We start from the raw sequence: 22,848 nt of genomic DNA, 5'->3' as shown, positions 1-22,848 counted from the left end.
AGTCTGGTGTGCTACGGCGATTCGTCACACCCACTGCAGCGGGTGTAAGGCCTGTCGCATATTGAAACGTTGGCAGACTGTAGGGCCGGTTCCTACCGGCCGACTCCATTGAGCCGTAAAGGACGTCTGGTGAGAACCGGCACTTCTCGAAACTGGGCTCTTCTTTTCCACCCGATCCTAAGGCAGTTTGGAACGGAGCGTTATAGAGTGCTCTGTATTTGATTGCTTTTAAATGGTTTCACTGGTTTCTCTCGACGCAGTTCTTTAAAACGCTTGATCATTTCTTTCATCCTCTCACGCGTACCTTCGTTATAACGACTAATCTCTTCGATGCGTTTCCTTGACTCAGCTAACTTCTGTCTTGACTTTACCCAGCTACCCTGATCACCAGGTCCATACTCGGATTCGACCGTCAGAAGCGTGTGAAAGATGTGCGGTTTAATTTGTGTGTCATTCACGGTTGGCAAAAATTGGTCGCCGTTTCGTGTTGCGCGAACTTGTTCATCGCTTAGAGTTGGCGAAATGAATAGAGTCAGTGCGGCCAGTAAATACATCATCAATGTTCCCTGAAATCGCAGAAGCTGGGCTAACTAGAATCTGCGGATAATAAGTTCGTGGGCTTGCTGTTTTGTCGCCCACAATTGATTCGCCATTGTTCGATAATTTAACATAAATCGTTTTTTCGATGTCATACCGTCGCTTCGGGACTGACCAACAGCCACGAAGTGGCGAGCATTCGTAATAGCCACAAAGTGGCGACAGGGTGTAGCCTTGGGCGTCAGCCCATGGACCACTGTGGCTACATCGTGCCGTCCCTTGGGACGTGCGATTAATTAACTTATCAATTGGATCGCGTCCTAACATGTCGCCATTGGCTCCCCTCTCCCCGTGAATTCGGACAACGTTTGATTCAATTGGCCGAGTCACATGATCCGAATTCATAGGGAGAGGGGAGCCAGGGAAGGTGGTTTCGATTCGTCCAACAGATCCGCAAGTTATAAATCGCACGTCCCTCGCGACTGTCTCGCCGTTAAGTCGCTTCTCGCGCCACCCTCCTACGCCTCCAAAGTAGATGGCATGGGCGCACGCTCCTGGCTATATGCTGTCGTGGCCCGACACTTCCGATTTGCGCAACTTCAAGACTTGCGCATAGGCCAACATGCTGTCGCCGCGATCACAGCTTGTGGACAAACTTGCAAGCAACAAAAAAAGCCCCCGGGGTTGCCGGGGGCTTGATTGAAACGCGAGTGCGGGTCGAACTGATCTTAGCGGTCCGAGTACACCATTGTGCTCTCTTCTTTGGTGACAGGCACCGCGGATTGATCGCTGGTGACGATCGCTTTGACGATGTGAGTGCCTTCGGCAACGCCGCGGACTCGGATCCGGTAAACCAGTTCGCTGTTGGCAGCGAGCAGCGGTTTAGGAGCAAAGAACATTCCTCCGCGGCCGTCTTCTTGTGCATCGCCGTCTGAGGCAATGCGTTCGATTCCTGGTGGCAACTGCAGTTGAACTCGCACGTTGCTATCGTCACGAGAGCCGCTGTTTTTGACCCGGATCTCGTAGATCGATTCGCCGCCTACTTCGATCGGATCCGCCGAATCGGTGATTTGGAATGTCATCTCGGCAAGCGATTCGACGGTCACCGAACTTTCGCTCCTTGCGATCACGCCAAGGTCCGCTCGGGCATCCAGAACGATCTTGCGGTTGCCCTCTTCGACTGGCAGCAGCGTCAAAGGAACTTGACCGCGGCCACCCTTCGGCAGACTTTCGAGGTACCAAGACACAACGTGTTGGGATGGATCATATTGGCCTTCGAAGTCGGTGCTGACAAAAGTGAACCCGCGATCGAGTTGAGCTTTAATTTCAACATGGGTCGCATCGGCGGTGCCGTTGTTGACAATCTCAAGTTGATAGGTCGCGGGGCGTTCCAAGAAACGTCGAGCCGGACCCGCAAGGGCGACTTGAATCTCTGGAGCAACGACCTCGACATTGACGGTGTGTTCGGTGGTCAAGCCATCATCGGCAACCAAGCGAATTGTGTTCTGAATCATGCCCGGAGCGACGGCTCGCATCCGCAACACTTGATGGCGAGTTTCGCCAGGTGCCAAGTCGCCCAATAAGTTGTCGAGTTGTTTGCCCTTGGGGTGTTCGAGTCCTTCGGGAACGTCTTCTTGAACGACGACGCCCGTGGCGGCTCCGGAACCTGGGTTGGATACTTCGACTTCGATTTCGAGTTGTTGCCCGATCAGTACTTGTTCGGGGGCACGTTGCACGACTTTCAGTTCAGGGCGAGTGCTGATGGTGCGTACCGAAGCAGCGGCTTCGAATGTCACACGAGCGACGCTGCCGAGTTCACCTTCTTGTTCGGGGACCAATTGCATCGTCACAGTGCGTTCGTCTCCGGCTGGCATGGCACCGAGTTCCCAGACCAAGATTTCGCCTTGCTGTTGGGGAGTTGGCGATGCGTCGATCATTCGCATGCCTTGCGGGACGCGATCATGCACTTGCACGTCGAGTGCTTCGACCGAGCCGACGTTTTGAACGTGAATGACAAACGAAGCTGGTTTGCCGACTTTGACTTCGCTTGGAGCCCGTTTTTGGATCACGATACTGGGCGATTGGATGCCTTCGAGTCGGCGATCGCCGGGCGAGGCAAGTGTTTCCGCCGGATTGACTCGGACTGGTTGTGCCGCAATCGGGGCATCGAATTGTTGGGGGGCGGCAGAGGGAGCCGGTTGATTCATCATTCCCGGTTGTAGCGTTCGCGAGGCGATTCGCTCGTTGGCGACGTTGCCGCCAGCGTTGTAGTTTGGCGTTTCCGCGGGATAGGCGTTGGGGCTTGGCGTCGTTTCGGCAGCTCCATAGTTGGCAGCAGGACCATACGATTCGGTAGGGCCGTATGAGGCAGCTGGACCATAGTTGGCGGCAGGAGAGCCATCGTACCCACCATTCACATCAGCGGCTGCTTCGAACGAAGGAGACGACTGTAGGCTGGATGCAGCGTCAGGTGACATCGCTTGTGCAGCGAAGTTAGGTTGGCCGTAATCGTCCTGCGGTGCAGAGTCAGTGATAGCGGCTTGATTGTTTGCAGCACCGGGTTGAGCGGCGAATTGATCCCTGTTGTCGTACGCCATCTCGGGGGCGTCGCCGCGAAGTGAATTGTTACCGCGAAGCATGTTGCTTGGTTGTTCGGAAGCTTCGGCTGGATTGGCGAAAGTTCGTGGTTCTTCGCCAGATGCCAATGGCGATGTGGCGGCTGGCAAGCCCATGTCCGCGGCTTCGTAGCCGCCGGCATCGGGTTGCTGAGTGTTGGAGTTGGGGGTTGGAGCATCCATCGCCATCGCCGCTTCGTTTTGCGTTGCGGTGGCAGCAGCGGATTCGTTGATCCCCATCAACGCGGCTGGCAATCCCCAGCCGGAACTTGCCGTGGTTGGCATCGGCTCGGCAGCAGGGGAATCCGCCGCGGGTGGATTGAAACTAGGAACGTCGAAATTGGGGGCTTCTGCCCCAGCAGAAGCTTGAGGTGTCTGCAGAGCAGCACCTTCGAACGAGGGTGCTGCGACGGGACCGGCACCCAGCGAGTCGGGCAGCGGCATTGAATTGGCCGGACCATTGGCGGGTTCGGTATACTGGACTTGCGCCACGCCGCCGTAGTTCGCAGCGGCATCGGAAGATGCAGATTGGCTGATCGGGGCGACGTCGCCGAGCGGGCCAGCGGGCATGCGAGCCAGCAGACTGTTGGGGCCTGCGGCGGGATCGCTTGTTGTGGTCGCATCCGCTTCGATACCCACGATGGGAGCCGGCAGCTGGCCAGGGGCTGCTGCAGCCGCCAGATTCCAGTCGGATTCGTGGCGATCACCACGGTCTTTTTGGGCTTGCGCTGCTGCCAGAGCTCCGAGCAAAATCGTAATTGCACCAGCGGCAAGTCGTACGCCAAACGGTTTCATGGGTCGCAATCCTTCGCGAGAAAACTAGCCAAATCTTTTGGCTTCGAACCTATCGTTAGCAAAATTATGAAGGCTAGCGAAAGAGCAAAACCGAAAAAACGCGATGGGCCAGTGCTAAAACATTCAAGTCCTGTCGGCTCAGTTTTGCCGCCTTGAAATTGGACGGAAGCTAAGGGGGGGGCTAGACTACGGAAGCACCCGAGTTTTGACTCATTCGCTTCGCAGCCACCAAATCGTGGAACTGATGACGTAGATTTTTTAGCCAAAACGCCAGGTAAACATTGCCGACAATCGAAATCAGTAGCAAGCCGTTAAATAAGGGTTGAGCTGCAACCGTTTTAGCGGGCGCGACGTTTCGTGAGTACTCTGCTCGGTCGGCTGCCAGGGCGGCTTCACGAGCTTCCGCATCGGTGTAGCGACGGCCGAGGTCCGAGGGGGAGCCAACGTCTTCGGCGTTGTTGCGATTTTGCGAGGTGAACGTTTGACCGGAGCCCGAACCGCCAGCATTACCTGGGTTTCGTGGGGGTGGATTTGCACCCGCGGTATTTGCACCCACGGCATTTGCATTCGAGTCGTAGCCGGCGGGGGCACGCGGAGGTGGAGTTGTGTTGCCAGCGGATTGGTCGGCTAAGCGAGTCGTGTTGGTGTATTGCGTTGGGATGATGCGGCCATAGCTGTCCAGCTCATTTCCTTCGCGGTCGATGGGACGCCCATACGCATTATAGCTCCATCCGTTCGGTGGAAGCTTCGCTGCGTCCGTGGTGGAAAGACGAGGGTCGGCATTGGCATTGGTGATCGCCGAAGCGGCGGTGCCGTCGTTAGGAAACGATTGCCCATACGTTCGGCCGTTCGGGTCATTTGCACCGGCGTTGGCAAAATTGCTGCTTTGACCGCCGCCGGGAAATGGACTCGATTGACCGTAGGGATACGTAGGCGATGCTGGAGCGTTGGAGGGTGTGTTCGCATTGGCTTGTTGGCGTTGATAGGCAGCTTGCTGCTCTTGCACGGCTCGCTCATGAGCCAATCTATCTCGAGCGGCCCCTTCCTGTGCAGCACGTTCTTGTGCGGCGCGTTCTTGAGCAGCCCGCTGCTGAGCGGCGGTTGTGGTGTTCAGCGCATCAGGCGGTCGTCCAAACGTCGACGTTGTTCCGAGTCCTGTATTCGTTGTGTTGGTCGTTCGCGGCTGGGTGAACTGTGTACTCGCAGCGCGATTGTCGGTGGATGAGGAGCCCACCGGATCTGTCGACGGACCACCCGCCATGTTTGTTTGGGAGCGCGCGTTCATCTGGTTCAAGTCTTGCCAATCTTTGTCGCGACCAAGGACCATATCACGACTGTTTGTCGGAACAGTCGAAGGGCCACCGGCGAGGGATCGGCTGGCCGAGTTGGTTCCAGGGGCATCGGATCCGGTAAACGAGGGGACTTCAAATCGATTGGCCTCGGGCGTGCGGGCCGCATCCGCCGGGTTGTTGTTGCCGCTTGAGCCATTGGCGGCTCCGAAATCGAAGCCTTTGCGAAGGGCGTTGCCGGCGCGGTCGACCATTCCGGCCGCACTTTCCTCGGCCTTTTGTGTGGCACGAGTCATCGCAGCGTCAAGTTCACCACGTGTGCTGCTACCGAGGTCTCGGGCGGCGTCGTTCAAACCGTCACGGACGTTGGCTGCGGTGTTTCCCGCTGCCTCTTGTAGCGATTTGGGGATTGCGGAGCTGGGGAAACTGAATCCTGGACCGGCGGCTGGGTTGCTGGCGTCGGGCTTCATCATCGATTCCGCTTGGGATGTAATCCCCGCAGGATTCCCGGCCAATTTGTTTTGCGCGGCGTGCAAACCGGGGATCGGCTGCACTTGCGAATTCGCCGTCATTTGCGGAATCGGGATTGGTTGTTGGTCGCTGGCGTCAAATGCGTTCAGGTTCCGATCACGCCGCGTCTGAGTTTCCACGATCGCAGAATTTGTCCCACCGTTAGTGACGGGGACCTCGTGACGGAGTTGCGAGATCGCAGAAGGAGTCTCACGAGGCAACCGCTGGTTGCCCACGCGAATCACGATGCGGCTGACGTGCCCTTGAACCTGAGGGTCGATGACGCTGGTCACCTCACCCGATTCCTGCAGCCGATCGAGCTGATCCGCCGGGACTTGGATGATGTACTCGACACCTCCACCGCCATCGGGTTGCCAACCGTAGGTGACTCCGATCGCGGCGAATAGCAGTAGCACGGGGACTCCGCCCATTGCTTCAATCCTTGAACAAGTGCAAAAAAACGACCGCGAAGGGCCTTGCGTATGCACCATCAACGATTCAAAAAAAATTCAAATCATCTTGGACAAGACCACTTTTGCGCGACTAATGCTGGCGATGATAACGCCCTGAGCCCTTGTCGGTAAAGAGACATTTAGTGGGCAATTCATGCGGTGTTTGGCGGTCCTGGTAAACAGGGCGAACTGGGTGGCGTGCCGGCTGCGTGGTTTGGAATTGATAGCAATTGCGATCCGAAACTCTTGGCGAGTTCCGCTGCGAGCGTTGTTACGCTGACAGCGTTTAGTAGCGATTAACAGAGGCGTCGATTTGTTGGCTCCACACATCGATGCCGCCGTCCATGTTTTGCACTTTGTCAAAGCCGCGGCTACGCAAGGCTTCGGTCACTTGCAAGCTGCGTCCGCCGTGATGGCAATGAACGACAATCAAGCGGTCCTTGTGTTCTTCGAGTTCATGCACACGGGCTCCGATCTCACTGAGCGGCAACAGGGTGCTGCCGGTAATTTTGGCAACCGCATACTCGTTCGGTTCGCGAACATCAAGCAACAAAAAGTCGTCGCCTCGAGCAAGCATTTCCGAAACGGTGTTGACGTCGATTTGGATAGGCAGTTCGCTGGATTGGGACATGAGCAGGCTCGAGGATTAGCGTAATAAGTAATAAGGTGATTGCAGCGTGTTATCGTGACGGCAGGGAAGCTTGACCCCAATGCATCTACTTTAAGTAGCGGTGTGGCGCAAGTTTGGACTGCTAAAGCTTTGGTGTTGCGTGGATATTCAGTTTGCGCAAGTTTTGTTTCGATTCTCAGTCGCGATAGCGACGGCAGGAGGTAGCCCCGGACGCGAGTCCGGGGGCGATGTCGTCCCTACACACACCAAGTCGCGAAGCGACGACAGGTGCCGATTCCCCGTGGTTCATTCCGACGTACTCTCGTGTTTCCTGTCGTCGCGTTGCGACTCAAATTCGCTTTGTTTTCCTAAACCCCGGACTGGCGTCCGGGGCTACTGCGTGCCGTCACTTTGTGACTAACCATTCGCGAATCAGAGGAACAAAACAACGCCAAAAAGGACAGGCGAAACGTTGTGTTAATACCGATGTTTTAGCAGCCTAACGCAAGCCGCCCGGTTGCAGTGGGGTAAACGTTCGATTTAGACCGGGCGATGTCCCTCGCCACGCCGCTATAAAAACCACCGGATCAGTGTGAAAGTCACAGCGTGGCGGTTACAGTCGGCAATTGGACAGCGTGGTTTCAAAGATTGCCGAGGCTCCGAGCTTTTCGAGCTGTTCCATCGCGTCGATCACTTTTTTACGTTGAACCATCACGCGGACGCTGCACCAATCTTTGTCTTCGAGTGCGTTGATGGTGGGCGATTTGAAACCGGGAGTGATTTTTTCAGCATCGGCCAGTTTGACGCGTGGAATGTTATATTCCAACAGCGAGTAGTCTCTCGCGATCACGACCCCTTCAAGCCGTCGGACGACGCGATCGGCAGTCGCTTTGTCGCGGCATTGATCGTTCTGGATCAAAACCGTTTCGTAAGAATCGATTTCATCGAGGATGCGAAGCCGATTTGCCGCCAGCGTGCTGCCGGTTTCGACCAGATCGACGATCGCGTCGGCGACACCGAGTTGGATCATCACTTCGACGCTGCCGGTCAGCGAGACCAAATGAGCTTTGGCGTCAAATCCAGCCAAGTAACGTTCCGTGATTCCAGTGAAACTCGTGGCAATTCGCTTGCCGTTGAGTTCCGCGGCCGAGGTGATCGGTGCGTCTTCGGGGACACAAACGGCCAGTCGACAACGGCCGACACCTAATTTCATTCGCAGTTGGACATCCGCACCGGCTTCTTCGACGAGGTCGCTGCCGGTGATTCCCATGTCGATCGCACCTTCGGCACAAAGCGTCGGGATGTCATCGGTTCGCAGGAAGATCAAATCGATCGGCAAACCGCCCACACGAGCAAACAGTCCGCGCGATTGACGACGAAACCGTAGCCCGGCTTGATTGAGCAGATCGCCTGCAATTTCGCTTAGCCGTCCCTTGCTAGGCAATCCGATTCGGAGATTGTTTTCCGTGTCCAAAAGATTCTGCTTTCTTGTGCGATCTTGTTAGTGATTACTGGGCGTCTGAGCCACTGTTTTTGCCGCGGCTTGCTTTTTCGACAAGCCCCGATGTTCCTTCGCGGCGGCCTAATTCATTGGCCACTTCGCTCAGATCGACCCCTTTCCACGCCAATAAGACCATCGCGTGGTAGATCAAATCGCCTGCTTCGTAGACGAAATGCTCGCGTCCGGCGTCACCCTCTTCGCTAGCCGCCTCGATCATTTCCTCGGCTTCTTCGCGAATTTTCTTGCCAATTTTCTCAGGGCCCCCATCCATCAACTTCGTCGTGTACGAGCCCGCGGGCCGGTTTGTGGCACGTTCTTGCAGCGTTTGCATCAAACGGACGAGCGGATCAAGTGAATGAGACATGGGGGGATCAAATGCGATTGTGTGACGGAACGACATGGGCTGATTTCGTAGCGAAAGTCGCCAAGACTTTCGGTCAATCGAGCGGACCGGCGAAACTAAGGCCTAGCCTATTGTCCCGGCACCAATTGGCAACCGCACCACGCCAACGCAGGCCTCGATTTGCCCTAAATATCGGCTGATTCGCCCGTTTTACTCATTCGCCCGTTGTCGCGGTCGCGGATTGTTGAGTCAGCAAGTAGGCCACGAGATCCTGGATCTGCTGAACCGTCATCGTTTCCGCAAAATTTGCTGGCATCAGCGACTCGGTGGAGTCTTTACGCTGTTCGATATCGTCGGTCGCCAGCGAGAATTCTTTGCCGGTTTGGTCCGCCAACACTACCCGATCGCCCTCTTCGCGCCGTAGCAATCCGGTCACGATGTTGCCATCGAGCGTGAGGATTTGAGTCATTCGGAACGCCACATCGACATTTCGATTCGGATCGACAACGTCTTCGAGCAATCGCTCGACACCTCGGTTGCCGACGCCATCGAGCTGCGGGCCGACGACACCCCCCAGGCCTGCAATCTGGTGACACGTGGCACAATTCTTATTGAAGATGACTTCGCCCTCGACGGCCCGGTCGGTCGAAAAATCATGCCCCATTTTTTCACGCAATTGGACCAGCAGCTGAGTCGTTTTTTCATTCTCAGGCGGCAGGTCGCGTATGAGCTCAGCGACTCGCGTTTTTTGCTCCGGAGTTGCATTCCGCTGAATCAATTCTGAAATGCGTCCGTCCAGCAATAATCGAGGCGATGCCTTGCCGAGCGAAATGTGGGATAGCAGCAATTCAATTCCCAACGACTTTCGAGCGAGCCCTGCGGTGATCGCTCGCTGAAGTTCATACGGAGACGTTTCCAGGCGGCCAGCAAGTGCGTGTTGTGACAATTTGCTACCGAGATTCGCGAGTGACTCGGCCGCAGCGACACGAAGTTCGTTTGTTTCGTCACTGTCCGCCAAAATGCCATCCAAGATCGGGACGATCGAGGCTTCATCGCTCAACCGCAGCGAACTTGTCATCGCTTGTTTGCGAATTTGCAGCGATTGATTTGCGTCGCACGCCAGTGATGCGACCAACGCGGCATGTTCGGTCAATCCAAACTCGCCCGCCAATTCGATGATCCGGTCACTCAGTTTGTCTTCGCTGATAGTCACGACCGCAGGTTCGATTCGACCGACGGCGACCCAGGCGTAAGCATCAGCTTCGTCAGCATCGACAATTTCAATGACAGCGGTGCGGCCGGCGTGGTCCGCCAAGTCCCATGTGTACTGCATCGCAACATCGCTTCGCGGTGGCGATTGTTTCGCAATCGTCTGGCCCGATTCAAGATCGACTATCCGAACCAAGTTCTTTTGGGTGTCGGGCGAACCAGGGAACCCGTTGTGCCCACACATCCAAAATTGAATTTGCGTTGGAACGGTGAACGGCGGACTTCGCAAGATGCCGGTCAAGCTTTCGCCGGCAGCGATGCTGTCCCAGAACAACGCTTGCGAATTTCCGTCGGCCGAATTTCGCTGGCGAATTCCCCAGGGTGATTCGGACGCTGCCATCCCGGGAACTTGATGATTCGCCCAGTGCGTGTGATTCGATGCGAGTTGACCAAGCAATTCCGCCGCGATCTCGGACCACAAAACGCGGAGTGGTTCGGACTGCTCGAGTGACTTGCCGCGGTTCTGCATTCCATTGGCGACGGCCCGCAGGGTCTGAAATTGGGAGCGTGGATCACTGGCGATTCGCTGCTTCGCGATCGAAATCAATTTTGCAACTTGGTCGTCGGTTCCGTGGTTGCCGATTTGGGTGGCGATTCGATCGGCCCACGCTTCCGGATTCGTGGTGGTTTCCAGCAACGTTAGGCTCAGACCCGCGGCGTTTGCCCCGTCGGTTACCGCCGATACCTCGATCAATCGCTCGCGAAGATCACCGGCGATCGATTCCAGCGGTAACCCCGTGATGACCGGTTCGCTGAGAAGATGATCGCGAAGCGACAGCCGAAGCGTGTGAATCAAATGGGTGTCGTCGGCAGGTGTGGTTGCCCACGTTTGCAGGATCGGATTGACGTTTTCGCTGGTGGGATGTCGCCCCAAAGCATCGACGGCCGCACGCTGCACGAACGCATCGCTATCCTGCAATGCGTTTAGCACTAACGACGACTCGGTGACGGTCCAGTCGATTCGCTCGGCCAGCATTTTGATCAAGTGAGTTCGTACGATCGCAGCGGGATCGTGGGCAAGTCGTTTGAGCGTTTCATCGTCAAGGGATTTTGTTCGCTCGAGTACCCACAAACCATGTACCCGAGTGGTCGCCATATCGCTCGACTCGACCGCATCGCGGACCAAGCGGAGTGATTCTTCGTTAGTGCTATCGACTAAAAAATGCGTCGCCAGTGTTCGCACTTGCAAATTCGGATCGGACAATCGATCGACAAGCTCCTTCGCAGAGAGTTGCGTCAGATCCGTCGGCCTCCGTTCGACCGGCGTCGTCGTATCACCTTGGTAAACGATTCGCCAAACTCGTCCGTGCGTCCGGTCGCGATCGGGATGATCCAGGGGGGCTTCGTAATGTCCAATCACCAAATTGCAAAAGTCGGCGATGTACAACGCTCCGTCGGGGCCCACAATCGCATCCACGGGACGAAACCAGGGATCGTCACTGGTGATGAAATCAGGCTGCGTCTGACACAGCAAGGTAGATCCAACTCGCGTTAATTTATCGCGATGAACTCGTCCGGTGACGGGGTTACAGATAAATAGATTGTCGCGAAATTCCAAGGGGAAATGTTCGGCGGCATAGTATGCAGGTCCGCAAATTCCCGTCGATCCATGTTGGTGATCGATCATCGTCGGGCCATATCCAATCGGCGGCGGTGTGCCACCAAATTGTGGATAGGAAGCACCTCGCAGCAGTTGATAGACCGGCTTGGAATGACAGTCGGAATTGAACAGGTTTCCCAAGGGATCAAACGTCATCCCAAACGGATTGACTTGGCCTCGGGTCCATAATTCAAAGTGCGATCCATCCTCGCGAAACCGATACGTATTACCCGATTGCAGTTTCACCACATTTCCGCTGGCGTCGCTGATTTCACTTTGGTTTGAAAAACCGTGGCAACCATAAATCCAACCGTCGAGTCCTCGGGTGAAGGAGCTTGCGTTGCCATGGACATCGATGTTTCCAAATCGCGTGTACCGCGTCGTGATGGCATCGGATTGTCCGTCATGATTGTGATCGATGACGTGAAAAATCGAAGGGATGGCGTAGACGAGTGCCTCGCTGCCATCGCCGAGCGGGACGTTTCCGATCGGAATGTTTAGCCCACTGGCAAAGTGTGTGATCTGCTTGGCGGATCCTCGAGGACCGATCTCAACGACCGTCAATCGATCGCGTGGCGGGTTTTCACCGCCACCAGCAAATTGCCCCCGGTCCGGTTCGACTCCTTCGCTTTTTGCGGGATAGGGATATTCGATGGAATGCGTTAACCACAGTCGCCCTTTCGCATCGAAATTCAAGTTCATCGGCTGCCCGATGTCGGGATCACTCACAACGAGTTGAATTTCAAAGCCGTCGGGCAAATAAAACATGTTCACCTGATCGTCGGTCGACGGTGGCGTGGGCTGCGCCATCGCGATCGAATTCGCTGCAATCACCCAGCCAATCACACCGCTGATCAACACGAAGACACGAAACGAGGATGCCATTGACTTCAGTCTTTCACATTCTGAGAACGCTGCGATGGAGGAGACCCAAACTATTTCGCTCGATAAACTTCCACTTCACTGGTGAAGGCGAACGTGTTGTTGTAGCCGCCGGCCAAGGCGGAATGATGGTCGGTGTACGTTAGCCGGACGAATCTCGCCGTGGTGTCTTCAAACGCAGTTACGGCTCGCTCGGCTTTGCCTTGCTCAAACGAATGCGATCCTATTTCCTGAAACTTTTTTCCATCCTCGCTAACCGAGATTGCCACGGTTTTGGTCGAACCCACATCGGGAACACCAAAACGGACAAGGTTGATCGTTTGAGCCTTTTTTAAGTCGATCGTGACCGATTTTGGAAATTCTTCGCTGACGCCGGTGGCAAAACACTGAGGGCTACGATTGCCCCAAACGCCATCGGTCAGCCCGCTGTTCCAACCCCACTCGTTCGGGTCGCTCGATTCCCAACTGCATCCGAGTGCAGCGTTGTCACCGAGGGATGGATCGATGGGCCAATGCGTGTGGAACGAGCATGCGGGCAGTCCATCGTTGTCCATCAAATTGGGCATTGCCAGTTTGTTCCAACCGAACCGCACCTGTTTTGGTTCGGGCACGTTCGCTGATTGGACGACGACTTGGTTGCCATCGATCGTCGCGGTCGCAGGCTTAAAGTTTCCGTCGATCCCGGCGATCTCAAAATCGGTCAGCGGCTTGCCGTCACGTGAAGCGAGTCCCGAATCGGCATGGCTGAACGTCACGCGGATCACCGCGCCGTCGACTTTGTGATTCGCGTAAAGGGGACCGCTGGGGTCGATGTCTGCTTGATCGTAGGTGTCTGCCAATGCCCACAGCGACAGCCGCCGCGAGACTTCCTTTTTGTGTTGCGGGTGGATGTCCCCGAGCTCGGCAATATCAGTGATTACCGCCATGCCGGTGTGAGGAATCTTCATGCAATCACGCTGAGCGACCCAGAAACGAGCCAGGATCTCGGGATCTTCTTCACCATATTGATAGGGTGCGATTTGCACGAAATAGAAGGGCAGTTCCGATTGTTTGAACGCATTTCGCCATGAGGCGAGTAAGGCTTTTTTCTTGTCGACATAGCCCAGGCCCTCGCCGTGGTTGGATTCGCCCTGGTACCAAATCGCCCCGCGAATCGCCATCGGAACAAGCGGATGAATCATCGCGTTGTAAAGCGCCGTCGGGGTGCCATGGCTCTTTGCCAGCGTTGCGGGTTGGGTTGGCAGCGGAGGCGCCGCTTGGTTTTGCTGTAGCGATGTTTTTAACGATTCGGTCCACTGTTGGACTTGTTGTAAATGAGCTTCCTGCGATTTGCGGTACTCTGGTGTTCCGGGGGTTTGCGAGCGAATGCGATCGGCTTCGCTGTTCAGTGCAGGCACGGCTTCGAATCCATCCACGCTGGTCCATGGCTCGATCCGTGTTCCGCCCCATGCAATTTGGATCATGCCCACGGGTACGCCAAGTTCCTCGTGTAATCGCAAACCAAAGTAATAGCCGATCGCCGAAAAACTAGCCGATGTCTCCGGCGAACTTCGCGTCCAGTTTGCGTTGACATCGTTTTGCGGCGTCAGTGCGGTGGTCAGCGGGACAGCGAACAGACGAAGGTTGGGGTGAGTCGAGTTGGGGATGTCGGCTTTGGAATCTGCCTTCATTTGCATTTCCCATTCCATATTCGATTGACCCGACGCCAACCAAACTTCGCCAACCAACACGTCGGTTAGTTCGTCGCGGCGTTTTTCTTTGCTGGAAGCGACGATCAACGTTTGAGGTTCAGCATTGGCCTTCATCGAATCAAGTTCGACCTTCCACCTGCCATTCTCGTCGGCCGTGGTGTTTTTGGTTTGGTTTGCGAACTTGACGGTGATCGATTCGCCAGCGTCCGCGACGCCCCATACCGGCACGCTTTGTTCTCGCTGCAGCACCATGTGATCCGAGAACACCGATGCGAGCTTTAGTTCCGCTGCGGAGAGTAGCGGGGTGGGAAGAAGCAGGAAGAGCGTGAAGGCGAGGATTTGTTTCATGATGGTCGTGGGGGAGTGGGGGAGTGGGGAGTGGGGAGTGGGGAGTGGGGAGTGGCCTGCCTTAACACAACAAAAGCAAGTTGATTCTGATGACAGGCTGGAAGCCTATCCCACATGGGTTAGGCGATTTCCCAACCTTTGCGATAGGCGGTTTGGATTAGCGATTGAGCCTTGGTGTTGTTGCCGGTGGACAACGTTTTGGCGTTCCAAGCGAATCCGCCAGTGCGGTAGGCGACGTTGCCGAGCAAGACGGTCTCGGCCATCGGACCGGAGTAGTCAAAGTTACACGTTGCCACTTCGCTACCCTTGCACGCGGCGATCCACTCTTTGTGGAAACCGGGCGAGTCGGCCACGAATTTTTCAGGCCGTTTGAAGTCCGCGTACTTTTCTTCGGGCAACAACTCGTGTTTGTCAAATCCGGATAACAACATTCCGTCTTCGCCAATGAACAGCGTGTTGTGGCCTTTGCCCGAGAGCCCACGTTGGGCAAGGATTTCGGGAGTGCCGTGGTACCAATGCAGATCCAGCGGACTGTTTTGGTTGGTTTGGTCAAAGCGATAGGTGACATGCATCGATTTGGGCGTCCGCTCGGCGTCCACCTCGGGACCGCTCGCGTCGACATGACTTGGGTATTTCAGCCCCAACGACCAATAAGGGATGTCCAGGATGTGGCAGCCCCAGTTGCCGGTTTCGCCGGTTCCATATTCCCACCAAAAACGCCATCCATAGGGACAGAACGAGGGGTGGTAGGGACGTTTTTCTGCGGGGCCCACCCACAGTTCGTAATCGAGTCCGGCGGGAACCGGCGGCGTTTCTTTGGGAACCGCTGGCATCCCGCGACTGCCGCCGACCCAGCAGTGCACTTCATTGACCTTGCCAATCGCTCCGCTTTGAATCAATTCCACGACGCGGTGCATGTTGGGCATCGCGTGACGTTGGTTTCCCAGCTGAGTCGCGAGTTTGTTTTCGCGAGCATAGTCGGTCAGCGTGCGGGTTTCCCAAACGTTGTGGGCAAGCGGTTTTTCCAGATAGGTGTGCAGCCCTAACTGCATCGATGCATAAGCGGGATGAAAGTGCGTGTGATCGGGCGTGCTGATCACAACGCCATCGAGGTCCTTGCCCATTTTGTCGAGCATTTTGCGATAGTCGGTGAAACGCTCGGCCGACGAATGTTTTTTGAAGGAACCTTCCGCTCGTTTCTCGTCGAGATCAACCATTGCGATCAAATTTTGAGAGCTGACGCCACCCACATTGGCGGCACCCCGTCCGCCAACGCCGATACAAGCGAGGTTCAATTTTTCGTTGGGGCTTTCGGCGGCGGAGATTTGGCGTGCCGAGGCACCGTGATAAAAGGCCATCCCGGCGGCAGTCGCGGCCGTAGTTTTGAGGGCGTCGCGTCGAGAGATTTGTGATTTCATGGCAGGTCTTGCTGAGAGGGAGGGAAAGTCGACGGGGGAAACCGCTGCGAAGGATTTTGCAATTGGGAACCGCATGATCGCGGGAGCCCCAAGTTTACAAGTGGCCTAGTTTAACAGAATGATCCAGTAAACGCCCCCTTTCGCTGATTCCGGGACTAATGGAAACTGCCCCATTCTCGTTCTTTTTACTGAAAATCCGCCTGGGCGGAGGATTCGCCATGAAATATGTAATTATCATTCCCGACGGCTGTGCGGATGAACCGATCGAATCGCTCGGCGGCCGCACCCCGCTGCAAGCTGCCAATTTGCCCGCGATGGATCGTCTCGCCGCCGAGGGTTCCCTGGGGTTGGCCAACAATACACCGGACCATTTGCCGGCGGGCAGCGAAGTCGCGAACCTCTGTTTGCTCGGCTACGACCCCGACGTGTACTTCACCGGCCGTGCACCGCTGGAAGCTGCCGCTCAAGGAATCACGCTCGGCGAACATGATTGGGCGGTTCGCTGCAATCTGGTCACGATCGAAGACCAAACGATGGTCGACTTTACCGCCGACCATATTTCCAACGAAGAAGGTGCCGAGCTGCTGCGTTCGGCCCAGGCGGAATTGTTGGCCAAAGCTGCGGCCGATGGCGACCCGATCGCATCGCGTTTCGAGTTTGTGCCTGGCGTCAGCTACCGTAATTTGCTGATTTATCGAGGCGACGCGTCCACGCCCGCTCCGTTTTCGAGCGACACGCGTTCGCGAGCTCCGCATGATTTGACCGATTTGTCGGTGGCGGATGAATTCCCTCGCGGTCCAGGCAGCGATCTGCTGGTTCGATTGATGAGCGAGTCGGCGGAGCTGTTTGCATCGCATCCGGTCAATCAGAAACGGATCGCCGAGGGCAAGCGGCCAGCGACGAATCTGTGGTTGTGGGGACTCGGCGGGGCGCCGCAGTTGCCTAGTTTCCAAGAGCGTTACGGACTGAGCGGAGCGATGATTACTGCGGTCGATCTGTTACGCGGCATCGCGGCACTGGTCGGTTGGCCACGGATCGAAGTTGCTGGCGCGACGGGCTATCTCGACACCGACTACGATGCCAAAGGCCGCGCGGCCGTCGAAGCTCTCGAAAAGTACGATGTCGTTTGCGTTCACATCGAAGCTCCCGACGAAGCGTCGCACGAAGGCCGTGCCGACGAGAAAATCAAAGCTCTCGAAAGCATCGACAAATCGATTGTCGCCCCGCTTTACGAAGCTCTTCAAAATCAGGGGGATTACCGCATTTTGGTGACTCCTGACCACCCGACGTTCTGCAGCACCAAGAAGCACACGCATGGGATGGTTCCGCTGCTGATCTCAGGAACGGGCGTCAAGGCGGATTCGCAAACCACGTACGACGAGATCGCTGCGGATGCGAGCGGTCGCCGCTTCGATCACGGTTGGGATTTGATGGACGCGTTTATCAAGTCGTAACGTGAGCGTGTTTTTCATCTTCCTCTCTAAGTTCATTTTCCACTTCGTCCCCTCTTAACTTCACGCTTCTTCCCATGTCACTGATCGTTCAAAAGTTTGGCGGTACCAGCGTCGCTGATGTCGAAAAGATCCGCGCGGCGGCACGTAAGGCCATTCGCGCCCAACAACAAGGCAATCGCGTCGTGATGGTCGTCAGCGCGATGGGCAAGAATACCGATGTGTTGTTGAAACTTGCCGGCGACGTCAGCCCCAATCCGCCCGCTCGCGAAATGGACATGCTGGTCAGCACCGGCGAACAAGTCAGTGTGGCCTTGGTCGCAATGGCGATCGATGCGCTTGGTGCCAAGGCGGTCAGTTTGACGGGCGGTCAGATCGGCATGAAGACCGACGACAGCTTTAGCAAGGCACGGATCCAATCGATTTCGACCGAGCGGATCGAACGCTTGTTGGACGCAGGAAACATCGTGGTTGCCGCCGGTTTCCAAGGCATCGACGATGATTTGAATATCACGACGCTGGGGCGTGGCGGCAGCGATACGACCGCCGTCGCACTGGCCTCGGTGCTCGGCGCGGACGCCTGTGAAATCTATACCGACGTTGACGGTGTTTATACGACCGACCCGCGGTTGTTGCCCGAAGCTCGCCGGGTCGAAGTGATCAGCTACGACGAAATGCTCGAATTGGCCAGCCTTGGGGCTGGTGTGATGCACAACCGCAGCATCGAATTTGCCAAGAAATTCAACGTCCCGATCCACGTTCGCAGCAGTTTTTCGGACGCCGAAGGGACGATGATTGTGGCTGAAACGGAATCGCAAACCGCTTCGGTTTGTGGCGCCGCAATGACCCCTAGCGAAGCTCGCGTGACGGTGCTTGGTGTGCCCGATGTGCCTGGTAAAAGTTTGCAAGTGTTCTCGGCGATCGCGGCTAAAAAGATTGCCGTCGATATGGTGGTGCAAAACGTGGGGCTCAATGGCCGGGCGGATATCTCGTTTACCGTTCGCCAAGAAGACCTGCAAACTACCCTCAAAACGCTCGAAGGCGTGCTGCCGGAAGTCGGAGCGGATGCGGTCACTTTCGACGACCAAGTCTCGAAGGTCTCGGTGGTTGGTGTGAACATGGCCAAGCAAACCAACGTGGCATCAACGATGTTCCGCGCGTTGGCGGATGCCGGTGTTAACATTCAAATGATCACCACCAGTGAGATCAAAATCTCGACGCTCGTTCCTCGTTCGCAGGCCGCTGCGGCCCTCCGCGCCGTGCATCACGCCTTCTCGCTACATCAGAAACCCGACGACGCGAAATCATGGCACCAAATCCGCTCCGAACGAGGCAATCGTGCCGATGTCGATTCGTTGATTAGTCGATTGCAAGCGGACGCGCTGGAGGCATTGACGCTGACGGGAATTTCGTTGACCAAATCGCAGGCACGTGTGACGCTGCACGGTGTTCCGGACAGACCGGGCATCGCCGCGGATATGTTTGAAACGATCGGCAAAGCCGAGATCTTTGTCGATATGATCGTACAGGGTTATGACGGCGAAGATGGCTCGACAAGTGTCAGCTTTACCATCAACGACGATTCGATCGACCGTAGTTTGGCGGTAGCCAAAGAGATTTGCAAAAAACACGGGATGCGTGATTTTCAAAGCGGTACTGATATTTCCAAGATCACTGTCAGCGGTATTGGGCTTCGCAGCCACACGCACGTGGGTACGATTCTGTTCAAGCAACTCGCCGATCTTGGCATCAACATCGAGATGATTGGAACGAGTGAATTGCAGGTCAACGCGGTCGTTGCAACGGAGAAGGCCGAGGCGGCGACGGATCGGCTTAAGAACGCATTCGCAGCGTCACTGGAATCGGGAGCGGTTTAACGTCGACTTCCGCTGAAGAGAGCGGATGATGCCCAAGCCACGATCTAGCAATCGCCACGATCAAGCTGGCGTTTGATCCAACAAAAAAAGCGGCCTGCGATGAATCTCATCGCAGGCCGCTTTATGTTTTATTCGCTTCGGTCTAACGCTTAGTTGAAGATGCTGAACACGTGGTGTAGCAATCCGCAGTGCTTACGAGCGGGTGGGCAGCAAACAGGAGCTGGCTCACAGCAAACTGGAGCGGGCTCGCAGCAGACAGGAGCTGGCTCGCAGCATCCAAACGACTCGACGACAGGGGCGCTGTTTTCGATGTAGCCACCGTCCACTATCACTTCGCCACAGCAAGGTGCTGGTGCCGCATCGTAGACCATCGGAGCTGCTTCGATGTGAGGAGCAGCTTCGACGTGAGGAGCTGCGATTGCTTCAGGAGCGGGTGGAGCCGCTTCTTCGACCATGGGTTGCGGTGCAGGTGCGGCTTCCGCAACAGGAGCCGGAGCGGGAGTTGCGATTGGGGTTGCAGCAGCCGCAGCGGCGGCAGCAGCAGCCTTTTCAGCTTCGATCTTCGCAGCAGCCTTTGCCGCAGCTGCTTTCATTGCCGCATCCTTTTCCGCAGCCGCTTTTTTCTCTGCAGCAGCCTTCTTTTCAGCAGCGGCTTTCTTGTCGGCAGCAGCCTTTTTCTCTGCAGCCGCTTTTTCCGCAGCCGCTTTCTTTTCAGCCTGTTTCGCAGCGGCTTTCATCTCGGCGTCTTTTTTTGCCGCAGCTTCTTTTTCAGCGGCTGCCTTTGCATCGGCTTCTTTCTTCGCTGCAGCTTTTTTCGCAGCGGCGTCATTCTTTTTCTTATCCGCTTTTGGCTTGTCGGCCTTAGGCTTATCAGCCTCGGGCTTGTCCTGCTCGGCAACGGCTTCGGTGGCTTCTACTGCTTTTTCGGCAGCTTTGTCTTGGGCGATACCATGCTGAATCGGAGCCACTAACATGCCAAAGGCTGTCGCGGCAAATAGCATCGAACGCAGAGTTGTCTTACGTTTCATCGGTTACAGGATCCTCGTTGAAGTGAAAGCTTAGGGTGTGAATCGTAGGTGAAAACGAATCGTGAGTGGAAATTCAGGTAGTAATTTAAACCTGCTGGATCACGTTCACGCATCCAGCGATGCCGCTGAGAAACAGTGTTTCCTCTAGCAGAGGGGGGTGGGTGCTGGAGCCGTTTCTTGACTCGAATTTATTCGATCGAGTCCGTAGATAGAGGCTGCAAATTGTTCCGTTTCGAGCTAGCGAACAATTCGCATCCTAATTGCCACATCAAAAATGCCAACCCATTTGAAGTAACTACGCCACTTTCACCGCTAAAAACTTCCGAATGCGAGGATTGTTCGGTTCAAGTCTCGTTGTACGAGTTATTTGGCTTGTTCGGGGCGATTCTCGCTCGCCCTTAGCGGATTTTCGTTTGGTATCCTGCGGCAAAGCGACTATCATAACACACGTCTGTTTAGCAAAAACTCGTTCGTAACTGCTGCTTAATTCGAGTTTGGCTTTAATTGCGACGCACTCGATGCGTCTAGATTTCTTGAACAGCATGCTTCTTGTCCCGACATACCCCGTCGACAACACACTCTGTCTAAACCTCATTTTCAATGAGGCGAATCGATGAATAGGAACCTAAGCGTGACCAAAAATTCTCACTGCCGGAACGTTCTGGCTCTGCCAACCTGCGTGCTGATGTTGTTCGTTTTGGGTGGTCCTTCGTTGCGTGCGGACGATGCCCCGGCGGCGGATGACACGATCACCGCAGAAATGTTTGCCGCGATGGATGCAGGACAGATTGATGTCAAGTTCATTCCCATCAACGCGACCAAGGCAAACGTGTTAGTCAAAAACTTGACTGACAAACCGATGAACCTCAAGTTGCCTGCCGCATTTGCTGGCGTTCCCGTGCTTGCCCAATTTGGTGGCGGCATGGGCGGCGGTGGTATGGGTGGCATGGGCGGCGGCGGCATGGGCGGCGGTGGCATGGGCGGCGGCGGTGGCGGCGGCCAAAGTATGGGCGGTGGCATGGGTGGCGGCGGCATGGGTGGCGGCGGCATGGGTGGCGGTGGCATGGGTGGCGGCGGCATGGGCGGCATGGGCGGCTTCCAACGCATCGCTCCCGAACGTGTCAAAAAGCTTTCAGTCGTGACTGTCTGTCTCGAACACGGCAAGCCCGATCCCAACCCCAAAATGGCTTACAAAATTGTTCCCATCGAACAGTTCACCGACAGCCCGAATGTTCGTCTTGTCTGTGAGGCACTCGGCAATGGATTGGTCACTCAAAACACTGCTCAAGCAGCTGCATGGCACTTGATGGACAAAATGTCTTGGCCCGAGTTGGCTCAGAAAAATCGCGTCGAAAGCAGGTACACCGGAACGATTCGCTGGTTTTCACCGTTGGAATTGAAGACTGCGATGCTGGTCGTGCAAGAGATCGATCGGATCGTCAGCACCTCGGATGAGTATGCCAAACAAAGTGACGCCGACGCCTCGCTGGCGGATGACCCGAGCTAAGCGGCCGAGTTCCTTCGGATAACAAAACGACAACGCGAGACGATTTCGTCTCGCGTTTTTTTATGCTCGGACAACACGCCGCACGCTCGGTCCTGGCGTTAGAACTCTTAATTAATCAGGAATCCAGAGTTTGCTACCGCCATCGGCTGACGCGACTTGGCCACCGGATGCTTGACGACGCGCCTTGATACGAACGTACGGGGCGATGAATTGGGCACGGTGTGCGAAGGTGCCGGTCGCCGCATCGCGTTTCGCGTGAACGGGTTCGACCAGATCTTCGATCGAAAATCCTGCGCGACACATCCCGCCAACGATTTGTTCCCAGCGGTGCAGGAACTCAACCGCTCCGCTTTCGCGTAATCGATTTGCCGTTGCCGAACTGTTTTTGGGTGGCGGAACGGGGGTGTCACGGTAATAGGTGTGCTGGATTGGATACGATCCGTCTGCAGCAGAATCGGGACTCGTTTGTAGCGAAACCGGATTTTTGTGCTGGCTGACGTAGATGCCACCGGGCCGCAGTACGCGTGCGACTTGATCGAACACGACTCCAATGTTGCGGACATAACAGGTGCTGACTGGTTGGGCGACGATATCGAATTCCGCCGCCTTCAGCATCGACAGATCCTCCATCGACGTTTCCAGGATTCGCAAGGATAGGCTCCGCGCGGCGGCGACTTGTCGATCCAATTCAAGCATCGCACGGCTCAGATCGACCACGGTGACATCCGCTCCTGCGGCTGCATACAGCGAACTTTGTCGCCCGCCCCCCGCTGCCAAACAGAGCACCCGCAATCCCTTGATCGATTTTCCGAGCCACCCCAGCGGATCGAGTGTTCCCAACGGATCGGCCAGTTCGCTGTCTTTGGCCGGCTGGCACAGCGGATTTTTCGCGTCGGCCATCGTGTCATAGACCTGGCGATTGGTTCGCAGGATCTCGTCGTTGTTCATTTCGCAGCGTTTGGGTGGTAATTAGGTAAAACTGAAGCAGGGAGCGTGGTGGAGAACTGTCACGGAAAATAGGGTGCATCGATCGAGAATATGCCGATGTCTGTGGGGAAAACGCGAATCAAAGTTCCGCACGATGACTGGATCGTGTCCCGCTTCCTCACTGTCCCCTAGATTGGT

Annotated in this window: 14 protein-coding genes; 3 read left to right on the top strand and 11 right to left on the bottom strand. The window is 55.9% G+C overall.

The window, feature by feature from the left end:
• Positions 1–200: 200 nt before the first annotated feature.
• The 9 genes from SH528x_RS28800 to SH528x_RS28760 all read right to left on the bottom strand — a co-directional run bounded on the left by SH528x_RS28800 (position 201) and on the right by SH528x_RS28760 (position 15,860).
• Positions 201–557: a hypothetical protein gene (locus SH528x_RS28800; RefSeq protein ID WP_442506886.1), complete on the bottom strand. Its 357-nt coding sequence runs from the start codon at positions 555–557 to the stop codon at positions 201–203.
• 708 nt (positions 558–1,265) lie between these two features.
• Positions 1,266–3,947, bottom strand: coding sequence for a hypothetical protein (locus SH528x_RS28795; protein ID WP_442506885.1), 2,682 nt, complete (start codon positions 3,945–3,947; stop codon positions 1,266–1,268).
• A gap of 181 nt (positions 3,948–4,128) precedes the next feature.
• Positions 4,129–6,177: a hypothetical protein gene (locus SH528x_RS28790; RefSeq protein ID WP_442506884.1), complete on the bottom strand. Its 2,049-nt coding sequence runs from the start codon at positions 6,175–6,177 to the stop codon at positions 4,129–4,131.
• A gap of 307 nt (positions 6,178–6,484) precedes the next feature.
• A complete protein-coding gene (locus tag SH528x_RS28785; protein WP_442506883.1) occupies positions 6,485–6,829 on the bottom strand; it encodes a rhodanese-like domain-containing protein in 345 nt (114 codons plus the stop codon).
• A 592-nt stretch (positions 6,830–7,421) separates the two neighbouring features.
• Positions 7,422–8,282 carry an ATP phosphoribosyltransferase gene (gene hisG, locus SH528x_RS28780; protein WP_442506882.1) on the bottom strand — a complete coding sequence of 287 codons (861 nt, stop codon included), beginning with the start codon at positions 8,280–8,282 and terminating at the stop codon, positions 7,422–7,424.
• A 34-nt stretch (positions 8,283–8,316) separates the two neighbouring features.
• Positions 8,317–8,673, bottom strand: coding sequence for a phosphoribosyl-ATP diphosphatase (hisE, locus tag SH528x_RS28775; RefSeq protein WP_442506881.1), 357 nt, complete (start codon positions 8,671–8,673; stop codon positions 8,317–8,319).
• Positions 8,674–8,866: 193 nt separating this feature from the next.
• Positions 8,867–12,406, bottom strand: a complete 3,540-nt coding sequence (locus tag SH528x_RS28770) for a DUF7133 domain-containing protein (protein ID WP_442506880.1) — start codon at positions 12,404–12,406, stop codon at positions 8,867–8,869.
• 50 nt (positions 12,407–12,456) lie between these two features.
• Positions 12,457–14,442 (bottom strand): sialate O-acetylesterase, encoded by a 1,986-nt coding sequence (locus SH528x_RS28765; protein WP_442506879.1) that lies wholly within the window; start codon positions 14,440–14,442, stop codon positions 12,457–12,459.
• A gap of 119 nt (positions 14,443–14,561) precedes the next feature.
• The gene (locus SH528x_RS28760) at positions 14,562–15,860 is read right to left on the bottom strand and encodes a Gfo/Idh/MocA family protein (protein ID WP_442506878.1); all 1,299 of its coding nucleotides are present in this window, start codon (positions 15,858–15,860) and stop codon (positions 14,562–14,564) included.
• A 218-nt stretch (positions 15,861–16,078) separates the two neighbouring features.
• On the opposite strand from SH528x_RS28760, the gene SH528x_RS28755 reads away from it, so the two are divergent.
• Both SH528x_RS28755 and SH528x_RS28750 read left to right on the top strand, forming a co-directional pair.
• Complete coding sequence (locus tag SH528x_RS28755) at positions 16,079–17,314, top strand: cofactor-independent phosphoglycerate mutase (protein WP_442506877.1); 1,236 nt, start codon at positions 16,079–16,081, stop codon at positions 17,312–17,314.
• 74 nt (positions 17,315–17,388) lie between these two features.
• Entirely contained in the window at positions 17,389–19,188 is a 1,800-nt protein-coding gene (locus SH528x_RS28750) for an aspartate kinase (protein ID WP_442506876.1), read from the top strand.
• Positions 19,189–19,337: 149 nt separating this feature from the next.
• Here SH528x_RS28750 and SH528x_RS28745 read toward each other — a convergent pair whose 3' ends face one another.
• Positions 19,338–20,216, bottom strand: a complete 879-nt coding sequence (locus tag SH528x_RS28745; protein WP_442506875.1) for a hypothetical protein — start codon at positions 20,214–20,216, stop codon at positions 19,338–19,340.
• 631 nt (positions 20,217–20,847) lie between these two features.
• Between SH528x_RS28745 and SH528x_RS28740 the strand changes: the two genes are divergently transcribed.
• Positions 20,848–21,723 (top strand): hypothetical protein, encoded by an 876-nt coding sequence (locus SH528x_RS28740; RefSeq protein WP_442506874.1) that lies wholly within the window; start codon positions 20,848–20,850, stop codon positions 21,721–21,723.
• A 111-nt stretch (positions 21,724–21,834) separates the two neighbouring features.
• On the opposite strand, the gene SH528x_RS28735 is transcribed toward SH528x_RS28740, so the two are convergent.
• Entirely contained in the window at positions 21,835–22,671 is an 837-nt protein-coding gene (locus SH528x_RS28735; protein WP_442506873.1) for a class I SAM-dependent methyltransferase, read from the bottom strand.
• Positions 22,672–22,848: the final 177 nt, after the last annotated feature.

This window comes from Novipirellula methanifontis, from assembly GCF_052161655.1.
Classification (GTDB): Bacteria; Planctomycetota; Planctomycetia; order Pirellulales; family Pirellulaceae; genus Novipirellula.
This window is presented reverse-complemented; position numbering and strand designations above follow the sequence as displayed.